The organism is Puia sp. (assembly GCF_035546395.1).
Lineage (GTDB): Bacteria > Bacteroidota > Bacteroidia > Chitinophagales > Chitinophagaceae > Puia.
Window position 1 is genome coordinate 846,165 of sequence record NZ_DASZXR010000014.1, and the last position, 21,814, is coordinate 867,978.

A 21,814-nucleotide genomic window follows, 5' to 3' on the forward strand; every position below is an offset into this window, starting at 1 on the left:
AAAAAATTTAATAGAGGCCCTATCCCGTCATAATAGAGCTTGCCGATGGTGAATAATTAAAGAGGTGCGTTGAAAGGTGTGCGACAAGAAAGGTCAATCCTCCAATGCCCGGTTGCGAGTCGTTCGGATGGCCTGAGAACCATACTTTTCGCGAATTTGTTCCATGGTTTTGTTGCCGCCGCGAGTAATCCTGAATTCTTCAGGCCTGTAGTACCACTTAATTTTTTTGGAAGCGAATTGGAGTCCTGCGGCCTTAAGCGTTTCTTTAACAGGCCGAGTATCGCCGGACACCCATATCCAATGACCGCAGAGCTCAATGTCAATACCCGGCAGGTGGATGATCTTTTCGATTACTTCCCGGTACTTTTGGGAAAGGTTCATTTCCTCCTCCAACTTTTCTTTTTCCATATTGGCAGCCTTGAGGATGTAGGCGCAGGCGTAGGCATATTCGCGGTTGATGGCTTGCATTGTTTCGGTATCACCGCCGCGATCCGGATGGTTTTTCATGGCCAGATCGCGATAAGTCGCTTTAACCTCATCCAAGGTTGTGCAGTGTTTGAAGTAGATCATATAAAAGATATTTTAATGAAACATTGTAGGCGGATCCGTTGGGGACATAGGTCGCCCGCAGCAACAATTAAATTGCTGCATATCATCATACTAAGAAAGAAGGTGGATTATCTTACCGGACTAGCAAGGTTATCGAGCCCCTTGTAATGGGAAAGCAGGTAGTGCTTATTGTCGATGATACCATAGAGCTGATGAGAGACAAGGTTATTGTCGCGGTCAAAATCGGAGTTATTAAAGGCAAGTACTTTGAAGCCAACGTCCGATTCCTTTCTTATGGCGTATAAAAATGTTCTTATATGGTTTTCATAACCATAGACAGATTCGTAGAAACATACGGTATTAATGGGATGCCGGGCGCCGTCGGCACTTCTGGTGGAAAAGTTGACCAGGTCGATCATCGTATCAGCCTCAATAAATATACTATTTCGGTCATCGGTGTATTTCGATCGCTGGTCGATACAAAGCCGGATGTAGGTTCTCGGCTCAGTATCGGTATCCTTCTCAATTCGCCTTATAACTAGAAATGCGGATAAATCTTTATCCTTTCTTGCTTTGAAGAACATGGGGCTTTCGATCTTCATAATAGTATATTTTATTTTATAATAATTATTGCCGTCATCATTACGAACGGCGAAAAACAAAAGCGCCACACACCCCGGGGGCCCCTTCCCCCTTCCTACATGCTGTGGCGTACAAAGCCCAAAACGAGCACAAAAGCCCAAGCAGGGCGCGAAGCCCAACGCACGCACCAACCCGTTTTAGGAAAAGGGGGAAGGGGGTGGGGTGTATTTTTGTGGCGCTTTTTCGCCGTTCGTGATGATCGGCTTGCCTTTTACACTAGCTTGTATTCCAGGAGTTGTTTAATACTTTCGGATGAGAAGTGGTTTCTCAGTTCGTAGGTTTTAAGTACTAACTAGAATAGCTTAATTTGATTGTTCTGGTGGACAGGTAGATATTCCGGTTAAAGGGAGCCACCGGTTCCGCACAAACAGAGCCATTGATTTCCGGGAAGAAAGCGGCCCTGTAACAGGACGTATTTTGAAGAACTAAAATTAGTGGTTTTTCTTCTTTCTCAGCGACTCTCCTTTTAATTCTATTTTATGTGCATGGGCTGCCAACCTGTCCATTATAGCGTCGGCGAGCGTTGGTTCGTTGAGGTATTCATACCAGGATTTTACCGGCAACTGAGAAGTGATAATGGTTGCGCCCTTTCCGTACCGGTCTTCCAGGATCTGCAGCAGCGTAAGCTTCATGTTATGTTCCAGCGGCTGTAATCCAAAGTCGTCTAAGATCAGCAAAGGCGTCCGTGCGATCTGGTTCAGCCATTTGATGTAGGAGCCATCCAACCTCGCGGTAGCGAGGGCTTCAATAAAGCGGTTCATAGAAAAATAGAGTGTCCGGTGACCAAGGGTACAGGCCTGGCGCCCCAAGGCGCAGGCCAGATAGGATTTGCCGCACCCGGTCGAACCGGAGATGAGTATACTTTCTGCCTTTTCAATGAACGTGCAGTCGCAGAGTTGTATGAGTTGTTCCTTCGTAAAACCCCGCGCAGGGTTGGCCTGTACTTGTTCGGGGAGTGCATGATACCGCAGCTTAGATAGGCGAAGATATAAATGAGTTCGCTGCTGCAGGCGGAACTGCGTTTCGGCATCTGCCAGCATGGCCAGCAAGGTGTGCGTCTCCGGTTGCTGGTGGATAGGCTGTTCTAATACGGCCTGATAAAGCTTAGCCATACCGTTTAACTTTAATTCCTGTAATTGCTCCATGGTACTTTGTGTGTTCATATACTATGCATATTTGATTGATGGTGAGATTAATTATAGGCCTGCGGTCCACGAAGATTGCCGTGCTCGGGCATAGTGAATAAGGCCGCCTGATCAGGAGCTTCGAGCTTATCCAGATTATTTACCAGGATATTGTGAAGGGTCCGGTAGCTATAACTGCTGCCGGCAAGCGCTCTTTTACAAGCAGCCTCCAGGCGGAGCGGGCCGTAGGCCCGGGTAAGCCGCAGTATCCCGAGGCAACCGTTATAGGTTTGTTCGGTAAAATGCTTTCCTTGCAGGACCTTCTTAATGTATTCGTGGGTATTAGGACCTGTCTTACGGGCCTGCTCCAAAAAATAGTCGCCATCCCATCCCCGTTGCTCGAAGTAGCGCTGGTGCCCTTCTGGCATATGATCCTTGCTGGTGCTGTAACCATGCTTTTTATATCCTCGCTTATGGATAGCAATGCGTTTATGTTCATAGTAGACTTCGACGGTATCGCTGTCGTAGACCGCTTTAACAGACTTTCCGATGTAGTTGAACGGTACACTGTAATGATGCCAGTCTTCGCCCAATGTGATATGATAGTTCTTTTGAACCTTTGCCTGGGCGCTATGCTTCATAACATATTGATCAAAAGGCAGCGGTTGGAGCACTTCCTTTTCTTCCTGGGTAAACCGGTCATGCCGGCTATAGGACCTCTTCTGGAACAGGCGATGGTGATGAAGCTCCAGCTGTTGTCGGATGGCCAGGTTGAGTTCTTCCAGGCTGAAGAACACCTTATCGCGTAGCGGAGCATATATACGGCGGTAGGCAATTTTAACCTCATTTTCTACCGGCGCCTTATCTCTGGGTTTGGCGACTCTTGCTGCCAACAGCGTAATGTTATTGTGCAACGCCCATTGCTGCATCATCTCCGTAAACAAAGGTTCATACCGGCAGGTCCTGGTCACCACCTGCCGCATATTGTCATACTTCGCACTCTGGGGAACACCGCCAAAATAAGCCAGGCAGCCATTTAAAGCCCGGACCACCAACGGCAGTGATGCATTGTGCAGGGCCTCCACGTAGCAGTAATCGCTGTAGGGCAGAACGCAGATCAGTACCGGGCAGAAAACCATCTCGCCGCTCTCCCTGTTTACATATCCCATCGGATCACCGGCAAAATCAACCATCATGATCTCCCCCGGATGGTATTCAAAGTGCATGGTAGCGCCCAGAATCGCCTTCTGCTGGCCCATAAGTTCGCAGAACTTGGAGTACTCATAGCCTTCCGGATAGGCCTTTTTATATTCTTCCCAAAGCAATAGCCGGGTAACTCCGGGACGGGTCAGTTCAGACAAAAAATAATCCATTCTGCCCTTAAAATCAGTTAACCGGGCATCAGGTTGCAGTTGTTTGGCTTCGGCATATACAATGGCTGACAGATCCTCATCATCTAATTGCTGGAGCAGCTCAAGGCTATAGCCGCTGGCCGCGAAGCGTTCTGTATACTGTTTAACCGTATTACGGGAGATATGCAGCTGACGGGCAATGTGCCGACCAGATGCGCCTTTTTGTAGTTGTTGGAGAATCGTACGTATAATCTGCATCGATACAAGTTTATTGGACATCCTGCTGCTTTTTAGGCTGCAAAACAATGTCTTATTATAAAATCTTGTACGTGCTGTCCAGGGTGGCTCTCTTACGCCGGAATGTCAGTCGGCGATTGCTGAAAGGGTGGCTCTGTTTGCGTGGAATCCAGTTTTATGCCGCCCACTTTAAGTGGCTCTCTTTGCATGGAACAGGTGGCTCACTTTCCGTGGAATCAATGGCTCTGTTTGTGCGGAACCGGTGGCTCAGTTTGACGCGGAATATCCAGACAGGAGATAAATTTGGTGGAAAAATTAGCACGGCGAATCGACGCCGGCAGCGAGGGATGTATAATTCTACGTTGGCATAATCAGTGGGAAAACGGAAGATTCGTGCCCAGGCATCTACTGACAGAATTCTAATCTACTTATGGCCACCTATCAATGGCCGAAGGTGCTTTGCGAATTCCAGCTCAATTAGTGGAATGTAAACTTTGGCGTCTTTCGGGAATGGAAAACATGAAACTCTTATACCAACTACTTTTATTTTAAATCCAAAGCCCTCAGCTTAACAGCGGGATACCAAGCCATGTCTGATTCCGAAACCCAGGACTTGTCAACTGCCCTATTTATGTGAACACATAAATAGGGGTCCGCTTTCAGATGATCGGCATACGCCTTCACTGCACTTAGGTCGATCATCAGCGTACATCCTCTAGATGATGGCCGCATTTGACGGCGTAATTCATCGAATGGACCAACCCATTGTTGCAATCTGGGATTGCCACCAACCAGATCGCCAATCGCAGGAATTACCATCGCTTCAGTCCCCCCTTGCCTTCCCCGAAAATCCGAATCCGACGCTACAATGAAGGGGTAGAAAAGATGGTGTCTTTTTTGCCCTGCCGATACATCCCCAAAAATTGTCGCAAGCTCCGGTTCATACAGTTTTTCCCTACGGATATATCCGATATGACCCTCAAGATAGGTTAGCAAAGAACCCAAATCTTCACCTTTCTCAACAAATATAACGGATACGTCCACATAGTTTGTAAACAATCCACTTCTCGAATTCGTCCTGACCTCGCCTTTCTCAAATACAGTAAGACGTCCCGGAGCTCTCCTTAAAAATTCGTCGATTCGTTCGTCTAGGTCAGCAAACGCCACGAAAGACGCAGGATCGGGATCCTTTCCTGACCAGTTTACAAATTCAGGAACCGGAGTCAATTGACGATTGATGGAAGAAGGATCATAAAGACGAAACAAATATTTTAACCAATATATTTCTTCCTCTGAATAAACTCTTTGAGCAATTCGCTTTGAAAAAACCCTGTTGATGCCTGCCTGAACCGCCTTAAAAAGCGGCCCATTGATCTCAAATGGCTCGTTTCCCGACGGCTTGTTTATCCGCCGATGTGTCTCTATTTCCTCCTTTCGCAAACTGGCAATATTGAAACCATCCGCTTCAAGTTCCGTGTAGAGGTCATCATTAAAAGGAGGCGCTTCAACGTCATTCAGTTCCTCTATCACCACTTCCTGGTAGTTGCTCAGCACAAACGATTCAAAAGCACGTGGAGGCTTTATGATTGTAGGCACCTCGACAAGTGGCACCCTGTTGGCCCGGATGGCCAGGTCCACGATATCCATGGGAACCTGCCCTCCCTGGGTATGAAGCGTTTCAATCAATTCTGAAAGACTTTGACGAATATTAAAATGTTCAATGGAGAACAATGGTACAAGGTGTCTTAAAATAGGATGAATATCCATCCCGTTGTGCACAACGCTCTGCAGCATGACAATGAAATGCTCGATTGTATTTGCTTCCTTGTTTTGCAAATCGTTTTCCGCAAAGGCCGTTATTTGTACAGTAATATGTGGATATAGGCGTACCAGGGCACCCAACGCCAGTTGCCGAATACCCACCAATGGATATTCGAAAAGCCCGATCAGGTATTTAAAGATCGCTTGTTGTAGACCGGCGGACGACACGTAACTCGTAATGAACTCTGTATTAACATCTGAGGGCGGGAGTCCCGCTGCAAGTTTCTCATTAAAATTGTAATTCCAGCTGTAAAGACCTTCAAAAAATCGAGGATTTCGGAAGCGATCAGCAAACGGAACAATCTGCTTGTAAACATAATAGGGTATATCATAGGCCCTATCGACATGCCAATAGTAAAAGCCTTTCAAAAACCAATGATTTGCCTCGTCAGGCATACATTCATAAGCAAACGGTATAAGCTCATCATACCACTTATCCTCACCATATCCAACCTGGAAGGATGCCTCAAAAGCCTTTTTGAGGTATTCCCTGGCTCGATCACGATTATATGGAATAAGGCGCCGGGCTATCTTTAGGTACACTTCAACCCCCAAATTGTCCCCCAAATATCGACCTCCCAGGACAGCCAGGTTTTCGACACGTTCAATACTAATGGTATCGATCAGAGCAAAAAGGATGCGGCCTTCTGTCTCATATCGCCCCTGCCGATGTTCAAAAATTACATTTCCGGCTACCTGATTGATCATTTTTGATATTACATCATTGTCATCTTCTGTTAAAAAGTCAGGTAAGCCTCTCGAAATAAACAACCTGGATTCCCCTAATGCCCTGGCAAATACCTCAACTATACGAAATCTGCTTATAGTACCTTGTGTTGTGATTTCTTTGAGCGAAACGATCAGTTGCCGCTTGAGAGTAGCCCCCGCTTGTACAAAAAGCGATTGTTCTGTGGGGCTCAGAGCTTCAAACCGGTCCCGAAAATGGTCAATGACCATACCGTAAAGCTTTCGCCACTCGAAATGAAGATTTCTCAGCCTCCGCTTCAGCCGTAATTGATCTAAATACGATTCCACTTCACCAGGCGATTTCTCGGACAAATTGGCCATTTCTTCATCGGCAGCATCTGTCCGACGAGGTATGTCCTTGGCTGATACGTCTGTTTTGTTTGGAACACCAGCAGGTGCGGGGGATTCCGGCTGATTCGGTCTGACCGGGTCTTGATGTCTGACCAGGAAAGAGAATTCCCGGCCGGACGCTTCGAGTATATGATTGATCGCCTGAATTTTACCCGGCATCCCATATTCTATGCTAAAGAGATACGAAACTTCTTCGTAGCAGTCATTTATAAATTTATTATCGGCATCGGTCGCAATCCTTTTGAAAAAAGCCTCATAAATTCTGGACAATTCATGATCGCTGCTACTTTTAAAGCCATCCCATTTATCGGTCGTTTGCACCAGGGCCCACACGAACGGAAGCTCGTCCACCTCGCAACGGCGTACAATTGATGTAATGACGATCAATAATGCCTCGTCTCTGCCAATATATTTGTCGTCCCTTGTTAAAATCTCAAAGGAAAGACCTGGGAACCACCTGGCTGTCACCGCAATTAGTTCAGAAAGACAAATATGAAACATCCGACCGTCCCCAGCATCTTTTATTGTAAATAATAAACGATAATTGTCGGCAATTCGACGAAGCATCAAGGCCCTGTCGGCCGTATCTGTCCTTTTCAGCGCCGAGTAGACGTCGGCAAACTGATAGTCTTTCCGATAAGATACACCACACGCAACAATCGGCAGTTCCCGGAATAGTCGGTTGTAATCCTCCATCCTTCGCAGCCTGCCATGGGCTGAAGCGATATCGTTGAGGGCAGATAACAGCGAATCCGTGTTCGTTTCCGCACGCGCCATTTCCTCCGCCGCGGTAAGCAGGTCGTTTATAGATTGCTCCATGCCCGGACGCTTTGCAATCGCCTCGACGAATGCCAGGTTTATCTTATAGTCTGGATAACCGCTGCGAAGATGATTATTCAAAAAGTGCTGCACCGCCAAGATAAGTTCCGGAGTCGTACATATTTCTTCAAGAATAGGAATCGCCAATTCGAATACCCGGAAGAGCTCAAATTTGATAAAACTGGCCACACCGTGATTCCTATTCAGTTGCTCAGCCAGGTGTTTGGGAATCAAAAGAGCATTAATGATTTGCCTGACCTCTCCTGAAATATTGGCAATTGGAATCGCTCTCTTTTTTTCAGACCACAATCTTGCACACCTGCTGATCGCCAAATAAAGATCGCGCGGATAGTGAGGCAGGCTAGTGGCCCTGACATCATAGACAGCAGCCTGGTCGGGAAAGAAATAGTAATAGACCTGAAGGAATCGCGGCAGATTTCTAAATTCCTGGACCATGGAATGTCCAAGCCGATCTTCAAGAATATTCGCATTTAAAAAAGGATCGGATGGAATACTTCGTTGGTTGATCACCGGAATTAATCCTGGCGCCGAATTGATGACCTCCCAGGCAAAATCTACCTTTTGATCATCCGGCAGTAAATCGAACGAAAACCTACCTGCATATGGATCGCCTTCGCGGCTCCTTGCCATTTCAAAGCCGACCATGATCCAAGCTGCAGCGACATTTTTAAGACCGCTATCCTGCGCTCTGTCGAATAGTTCAATCAGCAGATCGAGCCGGTATTGATGAACTAGGAAGGGAAAAAGAGAATATAAATCCTCCATTTCTAACCAATCCCAAACGTCCACGATATCATTGATGAACTCTTCTGGAACAGCGTATAAAGCCTTTGCCTTTAGGTACCTACCGAAATTATGATGGATTTCTTGATGTGGATATTCCGGTTCTCGCGGCGCCTCTAATAGGAACTTTTTAAAAAACTGACCTGCAATAGCCTTGGGAACCAAATTCCCGGTTTGCTGCCGATAACGAAGGCAATAGAAATTAAAATAATCGATATTGCCCGCCAATGGAATTTCACCGTCCCAAATGGTCCTCAGCGATTCGGCATATAGTCCGCCATCAAAGAAAAAGGTCGTGTCAGTATAAGAATTCTCCAGGTAATGATTGACAAGATGGAGCTGCTTCTTTAAAAAGGCTATCCGGACAAAGGAATCTATATCATCAATCTCCACGCATGCCAGCCATGCAATATCCAGGTTGATGGTAATCTCGCCAATCGGTTTGTAGCGATTCCAGGCGCTTTGTACCCATTCATCGGTAGTAGCAGCAATTATTTCCGCAAAGCGTCGCGCATCGAATAGCAACGAGAAATAATTGTTAAACGCTTCATCGCTATAGATGTCCTGATGATAATAACTGATTGTAGCTTCTCGCAATGCCAGCAGCAAAGCTTCCTGCTTACGCAAAATGAATTCACGAAAACTGTTGTGAAACAGAGTATAGGTATTGCCGTTTCTCTCTTTTAATAGGTGTTTATATTTTTTAAGGATTTGTTCAATTTCTCCTGGTTGCGTCCTGATGACCGCTCTTTCCAGTATAGTCCGTAGTATTTGCACCGAAGAATATTCTTTCCGGACAGCTAAAGTCATCAGCACCCACTGCGCGACCAAGTTTTCACCGATGGATAGAAAGATTTGCTCATGATAGGTATTGATCTTCCCTTCCACAAGTGCCGGCAATTGCTCAATGATACGTATCTGTTCTCCTGAGGGTATATCGTCAAGAGACGATACTATATAATACAAATACAAGGGAATACCCTCGGATTTTTGCCATAAGGCCTTAACCAGTTCAGTTCCAGTACCAAGACCTTTCTTTTCGGTGTATTCTGCCACCTCCTCTTTTCCAAATCGGCCTAATCGTATATGCCGGTGGGGCTCTGCCTGGATCTGAGCCTGGATAGATGCAGGAAGGGCGTGGATGTACTGAGCACTTACGATAAACACGACATTGTCCGGGCATTCCTTCAACAGTTGGTGTGTAAGGGGGTCCTGTGTTGAATCCAAGGCGCGATGGACGTGATCCAAACCATCGATGATAAAGACAAGTTGCCGGTCAAGCTGGCTCAGCTTCTCGAAGTAACGCGCGAGCTTTTCACTATAATTATCAGAATACCTTTCTGGCAGATTCAGCTCTGGAAAATTCTTTTCTATGCTAATACACAGCGACTTGGCAAAATAACCTCCCCGAAGCCGCAAATTTGCCATCGCCGCATCACCAGGAAGATAGCAGTAGTAGGTAAACTGCACATCCTTATTGGATTTGCCATATTGCGTAAGTGCGGTCGATTTCCCGGCACCCGGAACACCCTCCAGAAAGATATATCCGCTGGTCACATTTTCAAGGGCGGTTTTCAATTGTTCGACTAGCGCCCGATTTTCAACATAAAAGGGCTCCTCTACTTTGAAAATATGAGAGAGCCTATCAATAAATCGGTCATTGATTCCTAACCCTGAAAGCAAGATGCCTCGGTCAATTTGGATTTTTTTCGTACTCCATTGTACAACTAGGTCCAGCAGCGCATTCACCTGAGTACTTTCGAGCCCAAGCCGGGTTGCCCTGAATTCGAGCTGTTGCCGTGTATGGGCCAGGTTCGGCCGCCCAAGTTTAAACTCCAGTTTGCCGAAAAATTGTTCAAATTCAGTATCCGATAATTCCGATTCGTCCTGAAGCCTTTTTAAGATAGGCTGAAATTCAGAATACGTCGGCATGGAACTTAAAGGCAAAGGCCCCGTACTTCCACGAGCTATCCAATCACTTTGAAAATCAATTAACTCTTTTAGGCTTTTGTCGATTCCTTCCGAGGGCCTTCCTCGGGTACCCTCAATTCTGGTCGAATATAGAACGATCTTGGCTGGTTTTGGTCCTGCAGGTATTGACCGAAAGCCATCGGCCAGCTTTCTCCAAAGAGATTTAGTAGTCGCCGCTGCCTCCCCTTTACCATCAGCGCCATCATCTCCTGTCGCAAGCAAGTTCTGGATCGTAAAGGCTTTTTTCTCATCCTCGGTCCATTTTACTTGATAATAGGTAATCTCGTCCTGATAGTTTAGGATTATATCGTCAATGTGCTTTCCCAGGTCCGGATTTTCAAGATTAGCATAAGTCAACGTATTTCCCAATTCGAGCAGCTCGAGAAGGAACAACGCTGCGACGTTATTTTGATAGTAAAAACCTGCCTGGGAGGCCGACCCGCTGCTCATGAATTATAAAAGATTATAATGTAATTAAGTCTGGCGAAATTACTACTTGTTTGATTTGCAGAGGTATTGTTTCCCTGATATAACTGACAAATTGGACTCCGCCAGACACCCAATGTTAATTCCCTCCCAAAAAAATACCGTGTTTTTCACGTTGCATTAGTTTTATTTTTTGCGTATGCGCATCTCGTTCTGTTTGAAATTCTCTACCTATTACCTCATGCTTGAGCCAACTATAAAACAAAAGCCACCGATCTGGTGGCTCTACAACTGGAATGTATGCGGAATTACAGTGAATGGTTGGAAAATGGCACGTATTAATTAATAATCTCTGGCCCGATGGAGCAGTTCCTTTTCTATTTCGATCTGGCGGCTGAGCTCGTCTTCAGATGGAAGGACCAGGCGGTATCGGGAAGCGAAAAGCTGACGGTTTTCTTCAAGTACGCTGTATTTGACGAGGGTCTCATCCTTGTCGGTACAAAGGATGATGCCGATAGTGGGGTTATCACCGGGAATCTTCTTCAGGTCTTCGAAGACTCGAACATACATATCAAGCTGGCCTATGTCCTGATGCGTTAGAGGGCCGGCCTTGAGCTCCAAAATGCAGTATGCCTTAAGGATAATGTTGTAAAAAACCAAATCGATGTAGTATATCTTTGTCTCAGTACGAATGGGAACCTGGCGGCCAACAAAAGCGAATCCTTTGCCGAGTTCTTATGGCTACGAATTTATTATGTAAAGCCCGGAATGCTACTTATTGATAATGAACAAGTTGAAATAAAATCGCCTCCATTGCTTTACATAATTTGTTATTTGGGTTGTGGTAATGTTGCCATAACTCAAATAGCCATTTATGGGAGACAATGCAAAAACATTTGAATCTGTCACGTCTTCGATATTGAAGGTCTTGAAAGAAGATCTTCTTCGAACCGATGGGACATTGGAAAGTTTCTCTTGGAAATGGAATCGCTTAAAGCGATTCATGGAAACCCACAATTTGCGGCACCTAACTCCAGATGTCTGCGATAATTTTTTACTTAGCGTTTATGGCGCCAAAGATTTGAGTTCGCTGGGTAACGGCGACAAGAAGTTGATATCTTCCATAAGGCTATTGAAGCACTTCCTGCTTACAGGTCAAATTATTCCTAGAAAAGCACCGGTCATCTTCGACGGTGAAATAGGAAAGCTGATGGCACAATATATATCGTACTGAAAATCGGAACGGCTTGCTCACCATACTGTATATAATCAGGAACTCCTTCTTTGTCGCTTTTTGAGTTTTCTGGACTCGAAAAAAGTGACTTCAATCAAAGCTGTCAATGAATCACACATCATCAAATATTTAAGTGTTATCGGTATTAAGTATAGATCAGTCGCAAGCATATCTACGTATATTCTACGACAATTTTTCCGTCATTTATATCAGCATAAGCTTATTGATACTGATCTGGCTGCGTTTATTCCCCGATATAATTACAAAAAACAGGGAAAACTTCCATCAACTTACAGTGCGGAAGAAATAAAGAAAATCCTGTCCTCGGTGGACAGGAGCACACCCGTAGGAAAACGCGACTATTGCATTCTTTTGTTAGCCGCGATGCTTGGCCTAAGGGCTTCCGATATTGCCGCCCTGAAGTTTGAAAATGTATCATGGGAAAATAGTACTCTACATTTAACCCAATATAAAACAGGCAAGGAATTGGAGCTTCCGCTTCTTCCAGAAATAGGCAATGCAATTATTGAATATATCCGCTACGGACGACCGGAATCTGATTTGAAATATGTTTTCCTTATCGCCAGGAGCCCTTTTACTGGAATTAATCAATCCGTCGTAACTCAAATTGCGAAAAAAGCCTTTGCACAGGCAAGAATAGATACTTCGAATAAACACCGCGGTTCACATGCCTTGCGGCATACGCTGGCTTCGTTACTATTGGAAGATAATGTTAAGCTTCCGGTCATAAGCGAAGTACTTGGACACGAGAATACCGAATCCACCAGGTATTATATCAGGGTTGACTTTCAGGCGTTAAGAAAGTGCGCCCTCGATGTTCCATTTACCAGTCAAGAGTTCTACAATCAAAAAGGAGGGTATTTTTATGAATAAGCTCTTTTACGGTATCTATGCTCCGCACATGAAGGAATTAGTTGACCTGAAGAGAAGCTTAGGTTTTAAATATTCTGGCGGAGAATTTGTCCTCTCCATCTTGGACAGATTTACTATGGAAAGAAACGAAACTACAGCAGGCATAACCAAGGAGTTGGCTGATGAATGGTGTCGAAAACGGGGTAATGAATCGAATAGTTACCATTATAAAAGATGCTTTATCCTGCAATCACTGTCATCCTTCCTTTGCAAAAAGGGGATCCGTTCTTACATACCACAGTTGCCGCCTGTTAAGAACAGTTTTATTCCATATATATTCTCAAGGAAGGAGATAGAAGAAGTCTTTTCTGCATGTGACAGAATGGAAAGCGGAAATAATGATTTGAGATCTACGGTTTTTATTATGCCTTCATTGATCCGAACGCTTTACGGAACCGGTATACGTATAAGCGAAGCTCTTGCTTTAGTTAACCGGGATGTAAGCCTGCGAGACAATTACTTTACTTTGAGAGATACCAAGAACGGCACGGACAGACTGATCCCCTTTTCTGATTCATTGTCCGCAGTTCTCCAGGAATATCTCTCCTATAGAAATAAGCTGCCAATACATACATCTGGAGAAACACCTTTCTTCGTAACGCTCAAAGGGGATTTTTGTGACCGCGATTGTATTTATCGTAGATTCTGCAAGGTGCTAAAATTGGCAAATATCCCTAAGGATCGGGTTCGAGTGCATGATTTGCGTCACACCTTTGCCGTTCACTCCTTAGCCAGGATGGCCGAAGCTGGTATGGATCTTTATTGCTCCCTTCCTGTTTTGTCAGCTTACCTCGGTCATCAATCTCTGAAAGCCACTAATAGTTACGTCCGGTTAACTGCGGACATGTACCCTGAGTTGATAAGAAAAATAGACCTCATTTGTTTTGACGTTTTTCCAAAATTATTACAATCATGAAACCCACTGACTTTTCTAAATACTTGACTGACTACCTGACCAGATACTTGCCGCATGAGCGGGGAGCGAGTGCAAACACAATCTGCTCATATAGAGATACATTTATAGCATATCTGACGTACATGGAATCCAACGGGATAAAAGCCGAAAAATTAAGCATGGTTGATATTACAAAGACTTGTACGGTCTCTTTTCTTGACTGGCTTGAGAAGGAAATAAAATGTAGTGTATCAACGCGCAATCTCCGCCTGGCCGCAATACATTCTTTCTTTAAATATGTGCAGTATCAAAACCCGGACAATATTTATGAATATCAAAAGATAATGTCGATAGGAAATAAAAAGGCCCCTAAGCCCGCAATGAATTATTTAACTGTAGAAGGCATAAGGCTGTTGTTACAGCAGCCCGACATAACCAAAGCCAGAGGACGGAGAAATCTCGCCTTGCTGTCTTTCATGTATGATACAGGCGCCAGAGTGTCGGAGATAATTAATATCAGCCCGCAATGCGTACGCCTTAATAAACCGTACACAATTATTATTACCGGCAAGGGAAATAAAGCCAGAGTAGTTCCTGTACTTGAGGAACAACTGACGATTTTAAGAACCTATATGACTGAAAACGGTTTGCTACTACCTGAAAACATGCAACATCCCCTATTTTCAAACTGTTGGGGAGAAAAACTGACGCGGGCAGGCATCTTGAACATCCTTGGTACTTATGTGAAAATGGCAAGGACTGCTGATCCGACGTTAATACCCGAAAATATAAGTTGTCATAGCCTTCGTCACAGCCGCGCTATGCATCTGCTGCAAGCAGGAGTAAACCTTGTCTACATAAGAGACATCTTAGGACACGAAAACATACAGACGACGGAGATATACGCCAGGGCTGACTCCAAACTGAAGCGCGAAGCAATAGAAAAAGCATATTCCAAAGTGGCGCCGGATACCAAGGTCAAGCCAGTATGGCAAGGAAATGGAAAACTAATGGACTTCTTGAAATCGTTTTAACAATATCTTGACAATCGTTAAAATAGTATTTAAGCATTTGCTTAAATATGAAAATAATTATTATCTTCGTCTTCAAAGGTTAATTATGGTAGGAAATAGTGTTTGTATCCGGGAGCAGGCAAACCCCATACAGATAAAAGTTTGCCGGGAAAAGGTCGCAGCAAATGAAAAGTCGTTTACACAGCTATCCGGTATTTTATCGTTGGCGGGAAACGATGTGCGACTTAAGATCCTTTACCTGTTGGAAGAAGAAAAGGAGCTTTGCCCGTGTGACCTTAGCGATATTTTGCGCATGAGTATACCCGCTGTTTCTCAGCATTTACGTAAGATGAAGGACGGGAATATTGTTGAATCGCGGAAAGCGGGACAGACCATTTTCTATTCCCTGAAAGGAGAACACCTTAAGTTATTGCGTCCTTTCTTCAAAATTATCAATCAACTGAATACAAAAACAGAAATGGTATGAGTGACGGAAAGAACAATAGATTGCTGCTAGGTTCAGGGCTTTTGCTAGCCCTTACGTCGTCCCTTTGCTGCATTGTACCCGTATTGGCAATAATAGGGGGTACAGGAGGCGCCGTTTCTGCCTTTAGCTGGGCGGCCCCCCTCCGGCCGTATTTGTTGGGTGCAACAATATTGATTTTAGGTTTTGCCTTTTACAGAGCCTACAAGCCTCAGCGGAAAGATCAATGTGGTTGTGAGGAAAAAAAGAATGTATTGCAATCAAAGACCTTTCTTTGGGTGGTCGCTATAGTTTCGGTGCTACTCTCCACTTTCCCCTATTACGCTGGTATTTTTGAAGGGAAGGTATCGCGGCCTGTGGTTGTCAACGCGCCGAATGTACAGCAAACAGTAATCCGTATCCAGGGAATGGGGTGTGCCGACTGCGAAGGTTTGGTGAACCGCGCGTTGTTGCAAAGAAAGGGGGTGCAGGATGTACATACCTCCTATGCGAAAGGTGAGGCAGTCGTTCGTTTTGACCCTACAAAAATATCCCTGGCGGAACTAGGGACAGCTGTCGAGCAGGGAACAGGTTACCACGTAATACGATAAGATATGAAACAACTATTGTTCACATTCTTTATGCTTACGATAATGACAAGTTCTGTAATCTCATTGCCGGGATGCAATGACGTCAACGCGAAGTCTAAGGGGGCGATTACGTTTTATTCAGTCCCGTTGGTATGCTTTGCCGCGCCCGATATTGGCTGTGGCAGTATGACGAAGCCCCTATTTATAGCCGCGCAGCACGTAAAGGAAATAAAGGCGATCTGGCTGGACAGGCCGGGGACACATATTGCGATTGAATGGAACGGTATAGCGGATACGGCTGAACAGGAAGGGATTGTACGGCCCTTATTGGCTAAATATGCTATTCAGGCTGCGCTGGTGGAGGATACGACAAAGATCAGGGCCTTAAATGAAAGCCTCGGGCTTGCCGGGAAATGGTATAAGGGGATGGAGATCGACGAATTGAGCAGGGAGGAAGCCGGGGTAATTGCAGGGGATGTGGTAAAACCCGCTCTGACGACAGGGCTGCTAACGAACCAGGAAAGTGACGGAATAAAAGGGGACATAACGGCTTACTTTAGAAAAGATTTGGTAAAGGTGCGTAGCTGTGGTGAGCTGCGGAGTGCTGCGACCCAACAGGAATGGAAGGAGGCGACCCTCGGTATTCTGGAGAAGCACATGGACAGTGCAAAGGCCGTAGCGATCTATGCGCTGTATGAACAAAACGAGGGTAAGAAATTGAATACAGATCCTTGTTGTGATAAGCAGGGAGATTGTTGTCACAAAAAATAAGTATGGGTATGGCAAATACAACGATAAACTTGATATCTGTAATTACTTGCCCGGTCTGTGGGCATCAAAAAGAAGAAACGATGCCTACAGACGCGTGCCAGTATTTCTATGAATGTGAAAACTGTCACGAGCGGCTCAAGCCTAAAGCCGGGGACTGCTGTGTATACTGCAGTTATGGAACGGTGAAATGTCCGCCGGTGCAGCAGGGTAATTGTTGCTGTTAGTCCCGCACTATAAGACTGAGCAGTAATAGACAGTTCTAATGCTGTTTATTATGTAAAGCAATAGGTATTATTTTTGTCACAATTGACTCTGTACCAAGAGCTAATATTTTGTCGCTTTACATAATAAATCCGTAGGCATAAGAAATGTTATGCAAAGCTTAGCATAATAATTCGAGAAGGAAGCGCTGCAGTTCGGCAAGGAGCGCGGTCTCCAGGTCGGTTTCGGTGAAGCTGGAAGGCAAGGAGGTACCGAGGAACTCCATGACAAACGGATCTTTCACAAAGTCGGCAGGAGATAATCGGTTCTCGGGGTTTTCGTCAGCAGCTTGTTCCGGGGATGACGGAAGAGCCGAGCGGGTAGAGACCAACCTGGTAAAATAACCTGTCTGAATATTCCGTTCGAGTTGACGGGTCCCCCACCCTTGTTCGGCGGCCTCTTTGGCATAATACGCGCGTGCAGCAGGATCCTCGACCCTGAGAAGCAGGCGATAATGGGTCCAACTGAGCTCTGGGCGGAGTACATCGCGGTTGGTGAAGCAGAGATAGAACTGCCGCATTTGCCGCAGATCACGCTCGTCCAGGCCCTTGCCAAGTTCCTGGGAGAGCCGTTGAGCCAGTTCGCGGAGCAGGAAGGCACCATACCTAGCGCGGTCCTCTCCTTTCTGCTCTTCCAGCACGATTCGCTGGCCGATCTGCCAATAGGCATCGATGAGGGTGCGGTTCACTTGGGAGTAGGCCCTATGGCGGGCAGAAAGCCAGATGGATTTGATCTCATGGAGAAGGGTCGGTGATAATTGCATGATAATGAATCGATTTGGTAGTAAAGAAAATTCGGGACGCAGTGCGTCCCGAATTAGTGATGACGGGATGGCCGGTTGAAGAAGGTAGTAAGATCATTAGGCGGATATTCGCGAAATTCCTCATCCTTATGGAGGTCATTCGTTTGCTGGAAATCCGGATGATTCATGTCGAGGTGGGGATCGCGGAACGGATCGTTTAGCTGATCATGCTCGCGCTGGACACGGTTAAGAACAATCTCATTGCGGAGAGGGCCTTCGCGTCCTAGGAGTTTTTCATAGGCCTCAGTGGGTGTGGGTGGCTCCCTGCGGCCATTGAGGAAGTAGGTCCAGGGGGTGCGGCCAAGTTTTGTCTGAATAGTGATCAAGGCAAGAGCTTCAACGCGGGGGTCATAACGGTAGCGGAGGGTGAAGGCAACTTTATCGAGCCCATCGTTGAAAATGCCTGTTGCGGGCAAAGTGAATTCCTTTCTTCTCCCGGTGGTGAGGGCGTCAATACGGCATTCTTCGAATTTTTCACGGAACTCCTTGAGCCAATCTCCTACGCGCGTGCCACCCATCTCCGGATTGAGCCAGCCTTTTTCGGCGAGGAGGGTTTCATGATCGGCGAGGGTTTTATACGGTAGTGAGGGCATGGATGATGATATTAAAATCTTCTGGGATGAAGTTCTCGTACGACGGCCTCTTCGTGGGCCATGGAGAGAACCTTTTGAACATTGGAGTTGGACTGGAAAATCCGGTCGGCATCGACGAGGTTCCCATTCTTGTCCTTGAAGAGCAACCCTTCAGCCCATGAGTCTACCTGTACACGGAGCTCGTGGGTCTGGCTATTCTTATGGAATGTGATGTCCCGTGAGCTGCCACTATGAAGGGCAGTGACCAGAGCTTGCATCCGAGCCGGGTCCCGTAGGTCTTTTATAGGATATTTTTTGAGAGCGGCTTGTAAGTCGAAGTCAACCCATCTCCGTTCGCCCAGGGCGTCCGTAATAAGCCATTTTTCTTGGCCGTCGATGTTCCTGAAGACGGGTATTTGACGGATAACAGCGGCGGCCTCATGGGCGGATAGCGCGTAGTCATCAATGAGGGAAAAGTTTTGCCTGACGATGGGATTGCCTCTGAGAACTTCTTGTGGCGTGGGCTTCGTGGCAGCATCGAAATTATCAAGATAATAGGCATCAGTACCAGGGAGTTTCTTGAAATGTAAGACATAGTCGGTCTTGGCATCATCAGAAGCAGCGTATGGGAGATTGAAATAGGGTCGGTCCTGGGCAATAGCCCTTTTCAACGGCCCCTCCAGGCTTACCTTGAAGCCTGCCTTTTTCATTTCCTCGCTCAGTCGCTGGACGTTTTGTTCCTGTACCGTTCGCCGGTCCTGATCCTGCAGTTGGCTGTTGTATCCATCTACCAGGGCAGCGCGCCCACGTATCCAATTGAATATCCAGTTGACAGGGCGCAGGTAGCGAATCCGGTTGAGCAGATTTGGGTGCAAGCGGGCATTTAAGTTACGGACCTGGGTGCGGACATAGATAAGGCCTCGCTTTTCTTCCTGAGTTAGGTCTTTCCGATTCCTATACCCGTCAAGGATAGATTCGTATTGAGCTTGGCGGAGGCCAAGCAAATAGGGGTCGTCCCGGCGCAGCGTTGGGTTTCGGGTGCGTTGGGTAGCCTCTTGCTCTGCCTGCATGAGAAGGGCGTCAAGGACGCGGTCGAAAGGTTGATTATTGGTTGGCATTGGATGAAGGAGAGGTAGGGATAGCCAGGCGTAAGGCGTGTAGGAGCTGGCGGTTACGGATTCGGAGAGCGAGAGCTCGTCCTCCATTTTTCTCGTAGAGTTCGACGCGGAACTCCTTCCGATCAGGGATTGTTATGCGGGGAAGCCCGACAATGAACATGCGGCTGTTTTTACCAGAGATCGTTACCAGGGTGTCTGCATATAGCGGGCTAAGCTCCTGGTCCTGGCGAGAAGTTCGTTTTGCTCTGGCTTGGTCGCTGAGATAGAGCCTTAGGAAGTCTGGGGTGTAATCCAGATTAGACTTATTGGAGACGGTGAATCGAAAGAATAGCATGGGGCCGGCCATGTCAATGTTCTGAAGCTGCAGCCGCATCCCATAGTGATGGCTGCGGATTGAAAATTCGGGGGACTGCCGCCGAACAAGGGCCACGCAGATACTAAGCTGATCTGAATTTAGCGCTTGACCGGCAAGCACAATCTCCGGGCCGGCTGGTGTTGTAGCAGGGTCCACCCGGGTGAGGTTGTAGGTAGAGGCCAGAGTGTCAGTATAATAGAGATCAAAGGCATAGACCCTTCCGTCAGCAGTGAAGACGTGCAGATTGGTTGGCGAGAAATTGCGACGGCCAGCCTTCAGCTTTAGAACGTTTTCTACCCCCACCTGGCGTTGAGCCAGAACGTCGCAGTCGCCCCGATCGACAGGTCGGACAGGGGCGGGAAAAACCAGAACAGTGGTCGAATTGTAGGTTAAGAATAGCCGGTAATGGAGGATCAGCGTGGACGGCGGGAGAGGCAAAGACTGACTACGCGCGGGCAAATGGGCTGTCAGAGCGAGAGTGAAGAGGAAGATGGCGGAAATGAGCGTTTTCATGAATAGTACGTTGGGGGATTAGATAATGGGGATCATGGGTGAGACTGGGTCGGTTGGAGGATAGCGAGGGTCCCTGCCTTGAGCGTGGCAGTGATCAGGCGGATCTTGCGGCCGATTAAATTCCTGGCTGTTTCAATCCCTGCGGCAGCGGCCTGTGCGCCCAGTGAGGGATCGAAAGAGGTGAGGCCAAGGCTACTGACGCTTTGCCCGGCTCCTTCCTTTAAGACGTCCCGGCTAATGGCCCCCGGGACATAGAGTCCTTCGAGTGCATCGACCCCATCGAGGACCCGCATGTCGATCGGATAGACCTGGCCGTCGAATTGAACCTGGGAGAGATGTATGGCGACGCGTTCGTTGCTGATGGCGCAGGGGCCAAAGATGAAGGAGTTGGCGGGTACGCGGACACCCTTTATGAAAATATCTTGAAGGAGGCGGAGCTTGACCACCGAACCGGTCTGGACAGTTTGGGCGGCATGTACCACCGCACGGATAACTTGCGAAGCAGCCATGGTGCTGTCTGAATCATCAGACAACCCGTAGAAAGCGTTAGCGGTTGCGCCGTAGACGGTGATGTCACTGGTAGAAAGAGGAGCACTATCTGGCTTACCCATCTCAGGGTCCTGCGCGGTGACCAGATAGGCACTTCGCCTATTTCTATTGGATCCTGCGCTGTCGGAGGCGGTTTTAATGCGATCGGGATGCTGGATCGCGAGGACCTTATCCAGCAGGGTATTCATCTGTTGGAACTGGGGGTTTGGAGCCGTATCCTGCTGCTGAAGACGGTTCTGGAGCTGCTGAAGCCGATCAACTGACCGGTCGAGGGGTGAGGCGGACGTGGAACATGGTGAGCTCAGAGCCGACTGGCCGGATGCGGGAGCAATATATGCTCCTTCCTCTCCAGCAGCGGGAGCGGCATTATGGAGGACATTGTAGAGCCGGGCGAGGTGCTCGTTCACCTTCCGTTCGATGCTATCGACGGGAGAGACGGCGGCCGGCCAAGCGGGCTGCCCGGCGACACCTGCTTTCTTGCCAGGGGAATCAATCAGAGAGGTGGTAGAACTGGAGTTTTTCGCGTAGGGGTCACTGTGGAGCAATTGTTGACGGCGAACGGAATCTTTTTCCGCGTCGAGGTAAACTTCGAGCTTGTTTTTTTCGCGTTCTTTTAGATTGGGCGCCGGCATGCGGGGATTGAACGCGTCTTTTTTGCCCATGGAAGCTTCTGTGGCAGCGTGGGGATGGTAGAGGCTGAAGACGACACCTAGGATGACCAGAGCGGGGAGTCCAAAGATGATGAGGGCCGCCAGGAGGCGTTTTTTTTTCGATTGTTTATTGTCTTGTGGTTGCATGTGTTGAATTTTCAATGAGTGGAATCAGAAGGAGAAATCCGGCAGGTGCTGTCTCCAGGTGAAGGAGGATGCTTCTGCACTCGCGGGACGGGAGGCGGGAGTTCG

The 21,814-nt window shown here is 47.1% G+C and carries 19 protein-coding genes; 8 read left to right on the plus strand and 11 right to left on the minus strand.

Annotation, left to right across the window (positions count from 1 at the left end; translation table 11 throughout):
* Positions 1–93: 93 nt before the first annotated feature.
* The 6 genes from VHE34_RS16245 to VHE34_RS16270 form a co-directional block, all read right to left on the minus strand.
* Complete coding sequence (locus VHE34_RS16245) at positions 94–570, minus strand: hypothetical protein (RefSeq protein ID WP_325589821.1); 477 nt, start codon at positions 568–570, stop codon at positions 94–96.
* Between the two features lie 107 nt (positions 571–677).
* On the minus strand, positions 678–1,151 hold the full coding sequence (locus tag VHE34_RS16250) for a hypothetical protein (protein ID WP_325589823.1): 474 nt from the start codon (positions 1,149–1,151) through the stop codon (positions 678–680).
* Positions 1,152–1,622: 471 nt separating this feature from the next.
* Positions 1,623–2,354 carry an IS21-like element helper ATPase IstB gene (gene istB, locus VHE34_RS16255; RefSeq protein WP_325589825.1) on the minus strand — a complete coding sequence of 244 codons (732 nt, stop codon included), beginning with the start codon at positions 2,352–2,354 and terminating at the stop codon, positions 1,623–1,625.
* A gap of 29 nt (positions 2,355–2,383) precedes the next feature.
* Positions 2,384–3,925: an IS21 family transposase gene (gene istA / locus VHE34_RS16260; RefSeq protein ID WP_325589827.1), complete on the minus strand. Its 1,542-nt coding sequence runs from the start codon at positions 3,923–3,925 to the stop codon at positions 2,384–2,386.
* Positions 3,926–4,447: 522 nt separating this feature from the next.
* A complete protein-coding gene (locus VHE34_RS16265) occupies positions 4,448–10,867 on the minus strand; it encodes a hypothetical protein (RefSeq protein WP_325589829.1) in 6,420 nt (2,139 codons plus the stop codon).
* Between the two features lie 318 nt (positions 10,868–11,185).
* Positions 11,186–11,536 carry a PDDEXK nuclease domain-containing protein gene (locus tag VHE34_RS16270; protein WP_325590230.1) on the minus strand — a complete coding sequence of 117 codons (351 nt, stop codon included), beginning with the start codon at positions 11,534–11,536 and terminating at the stop codon, positions 11,186–11,188.
* Positions 11,537–11,717: 181 nt separating this feature from the next.
* Here VHE34_RS16270 and VHE34_RS16275 point away from each other — a divergent pair, with 181 nt between their 5' ends.
* The 8 genes from VHE34_RS16275 (at position 11,718) to VHE34_RS16310 (ending at position 16,966) form a co-directional block, all read left to right on the plus strand.
* Complete coding sequence (locus VHE34_RS16275; protein ID WP_325589831.1) at positions 11,718–12,077, plus strand: hypothetical protein; 360 nt, start codon at positions 11,718–11,720, stop codon at positions 12,075–12,077.
* 84 nt (positions 12,078–12,161) lie between these two features.
* Entirely contained in the window at positions 12,162–12,971 is an 810-nt protein-coding gene (locus tag VHE34_RS16280; RefSeq protein WP_325589833.1) for a site-specific integrase, read from the plus strand.
* The gene (locus VHE34_RS16285) at positions 12,964–13,926 is read left to right on the plus strand and encodes a tyrosine-type recombinase/integrase (RefSeq protein ID WP_325589835.1); all 963 of its coding nucleotides are present in this window, start codon (positions 12,964–12,966) and stop codon (positions 13,924–13,926) included. The genes VHE34_RS16280 and VHE34_RS16285 overlap by 8 nt, the downstream gene beginning before the upstream one ends.
* Positions 13,923–14,939 carry a tyrosine-type recombinase/integrase gene (locus tag VHE34_RS16290; RefSeq protein WP_325589837.1) on the plus strand — a complete coding sequence of 339 codons (1,017 nt, stop codon included), beginning with the start codon at positions 13,923–13,925 and terminating at the stop codon, positions 14,937–14,939. Before VHE34_RS16285 ends, VHE34_RS16290 begins: the two co-directional genes overlap by 4 nt.
* 7 nt (positions 14,940–14,946) lie before the next feature.
* Positions 14,947–15,405, plus strand: a complete 459-nt coding sequence (locus VHE34_RS16295) for a metalloregulator ArsR/SmtB family transcription factor (RefSeq protein ID WP_325589839.1) — start codon at positions 14,947–14,949, stop codon at positions 15,403–15,405.
* A complete protein-coding gene (merTP, locus tag VHE34_RS16300) occupies positions 15,402–15,992 on the plus strand; it encodes a mercuric transport protein MerTP (protein WP_325589841.1) in 591 nt (196 codons plus the stop codon). The genes VHE34_RS16295 and merTP overlap by 4 nt, the downstream gene beginning before the upstream one ends.
* 165 nt (positions 15,993–16,157) lie before the next feature.
* Positions 16,158–16,742, plus strand: a complete 585-nt coding sequence (locus VHE34_RS16305; protein ID WP_325589843.1) for a hypothetical protein — start codon at positions 16,158–16,160, stop codon at positions 16,740–16,742.
* 8 nt (positions 16,743–16,750) lie between these two features.
* Complete coding sequence (locus VHE34_RS16310; RefSeq protein ID WP_325589845.1) at positions 16,751–16,966, plus strand: GDCCVxC domain-containing (seleno)protein; 216 nt, start codon at positions 16,751–16,753, stop codon at positions 16,964–16,966.
* A 158-nt stretch (positions 16,967–17,124) separates the two neighbouring features.
* Here VHE34_RS16310 and VHE34_RS16315 read toward each other — a convergent pair whose 3' ends face one another.
* From VHE34_RS16315 to traM, 5 genes are read right to left on the minus strand one after another with little or no spacing between them, the layout of a single operon-like run.
* Complete coding sequence (locus tag VHE34_RS16315; RefSeq protein ID WP_325589847.1) at positions 17,125–17,766, minus strand: DUF1016 N-terminal domain-containing protein; 642 nt, start codon at positions 17,764–17,766, stop codon at positions 17,125–17,127.
* Positions 17,767–17,819: 53 nt separating this feature from the next.
* Positions 17,820–18,398: a hypothetical protein gene (locus tag VHE34_RS16320; RefSeq protein WP_325589849.1), complete on the minus strand. Its 579-nt coding sequence runs from the start codon at positions 18,396–18,398 to the stop codon at positions 17,820–17,822.
* An 11-nt stretch (positions 18,399–18,409) separates the two neighbouring features.
* Positions 18,410–19,495 (minus strand): hypothetical protein, encoded by a 1,086-nt coding sequence (locus VHE34_RS16325; protein ID WP_325589851.1) that lies wholly within the window; start codon positions 19,493–19,495, stop codon positions 18,410–18,412.
* Positions 19,482–20,363 (minus strand): conjugative transposon protein TraN, encoded by an 882-nt coding sequence (gene traN / locus VHE34_RS16330; RefSeq protein WP_325589853.1) that lies wholly within the window; start codon positions 20,361–20,363, stop codon positions 19,482–19,484. Before traN ends, VHE34_RS16325 begins: the two co-directional genes overlap by 14 nt.
* 32 nt (positions 20,364–20,395) lie before the next feature.
* Complete coding sequence (gene traM, locus VHE34_RS16335) at positions 20,396–21,709, minus strand: conjugative transposon protein TraM (protein WP_325589855.1); 1,314 nt, start codon at positions 21,707–21,709, stop codon at positions 20,396–20,398.
* Positions 21,710–21,814: the final 105 nt, after the last annotated feature.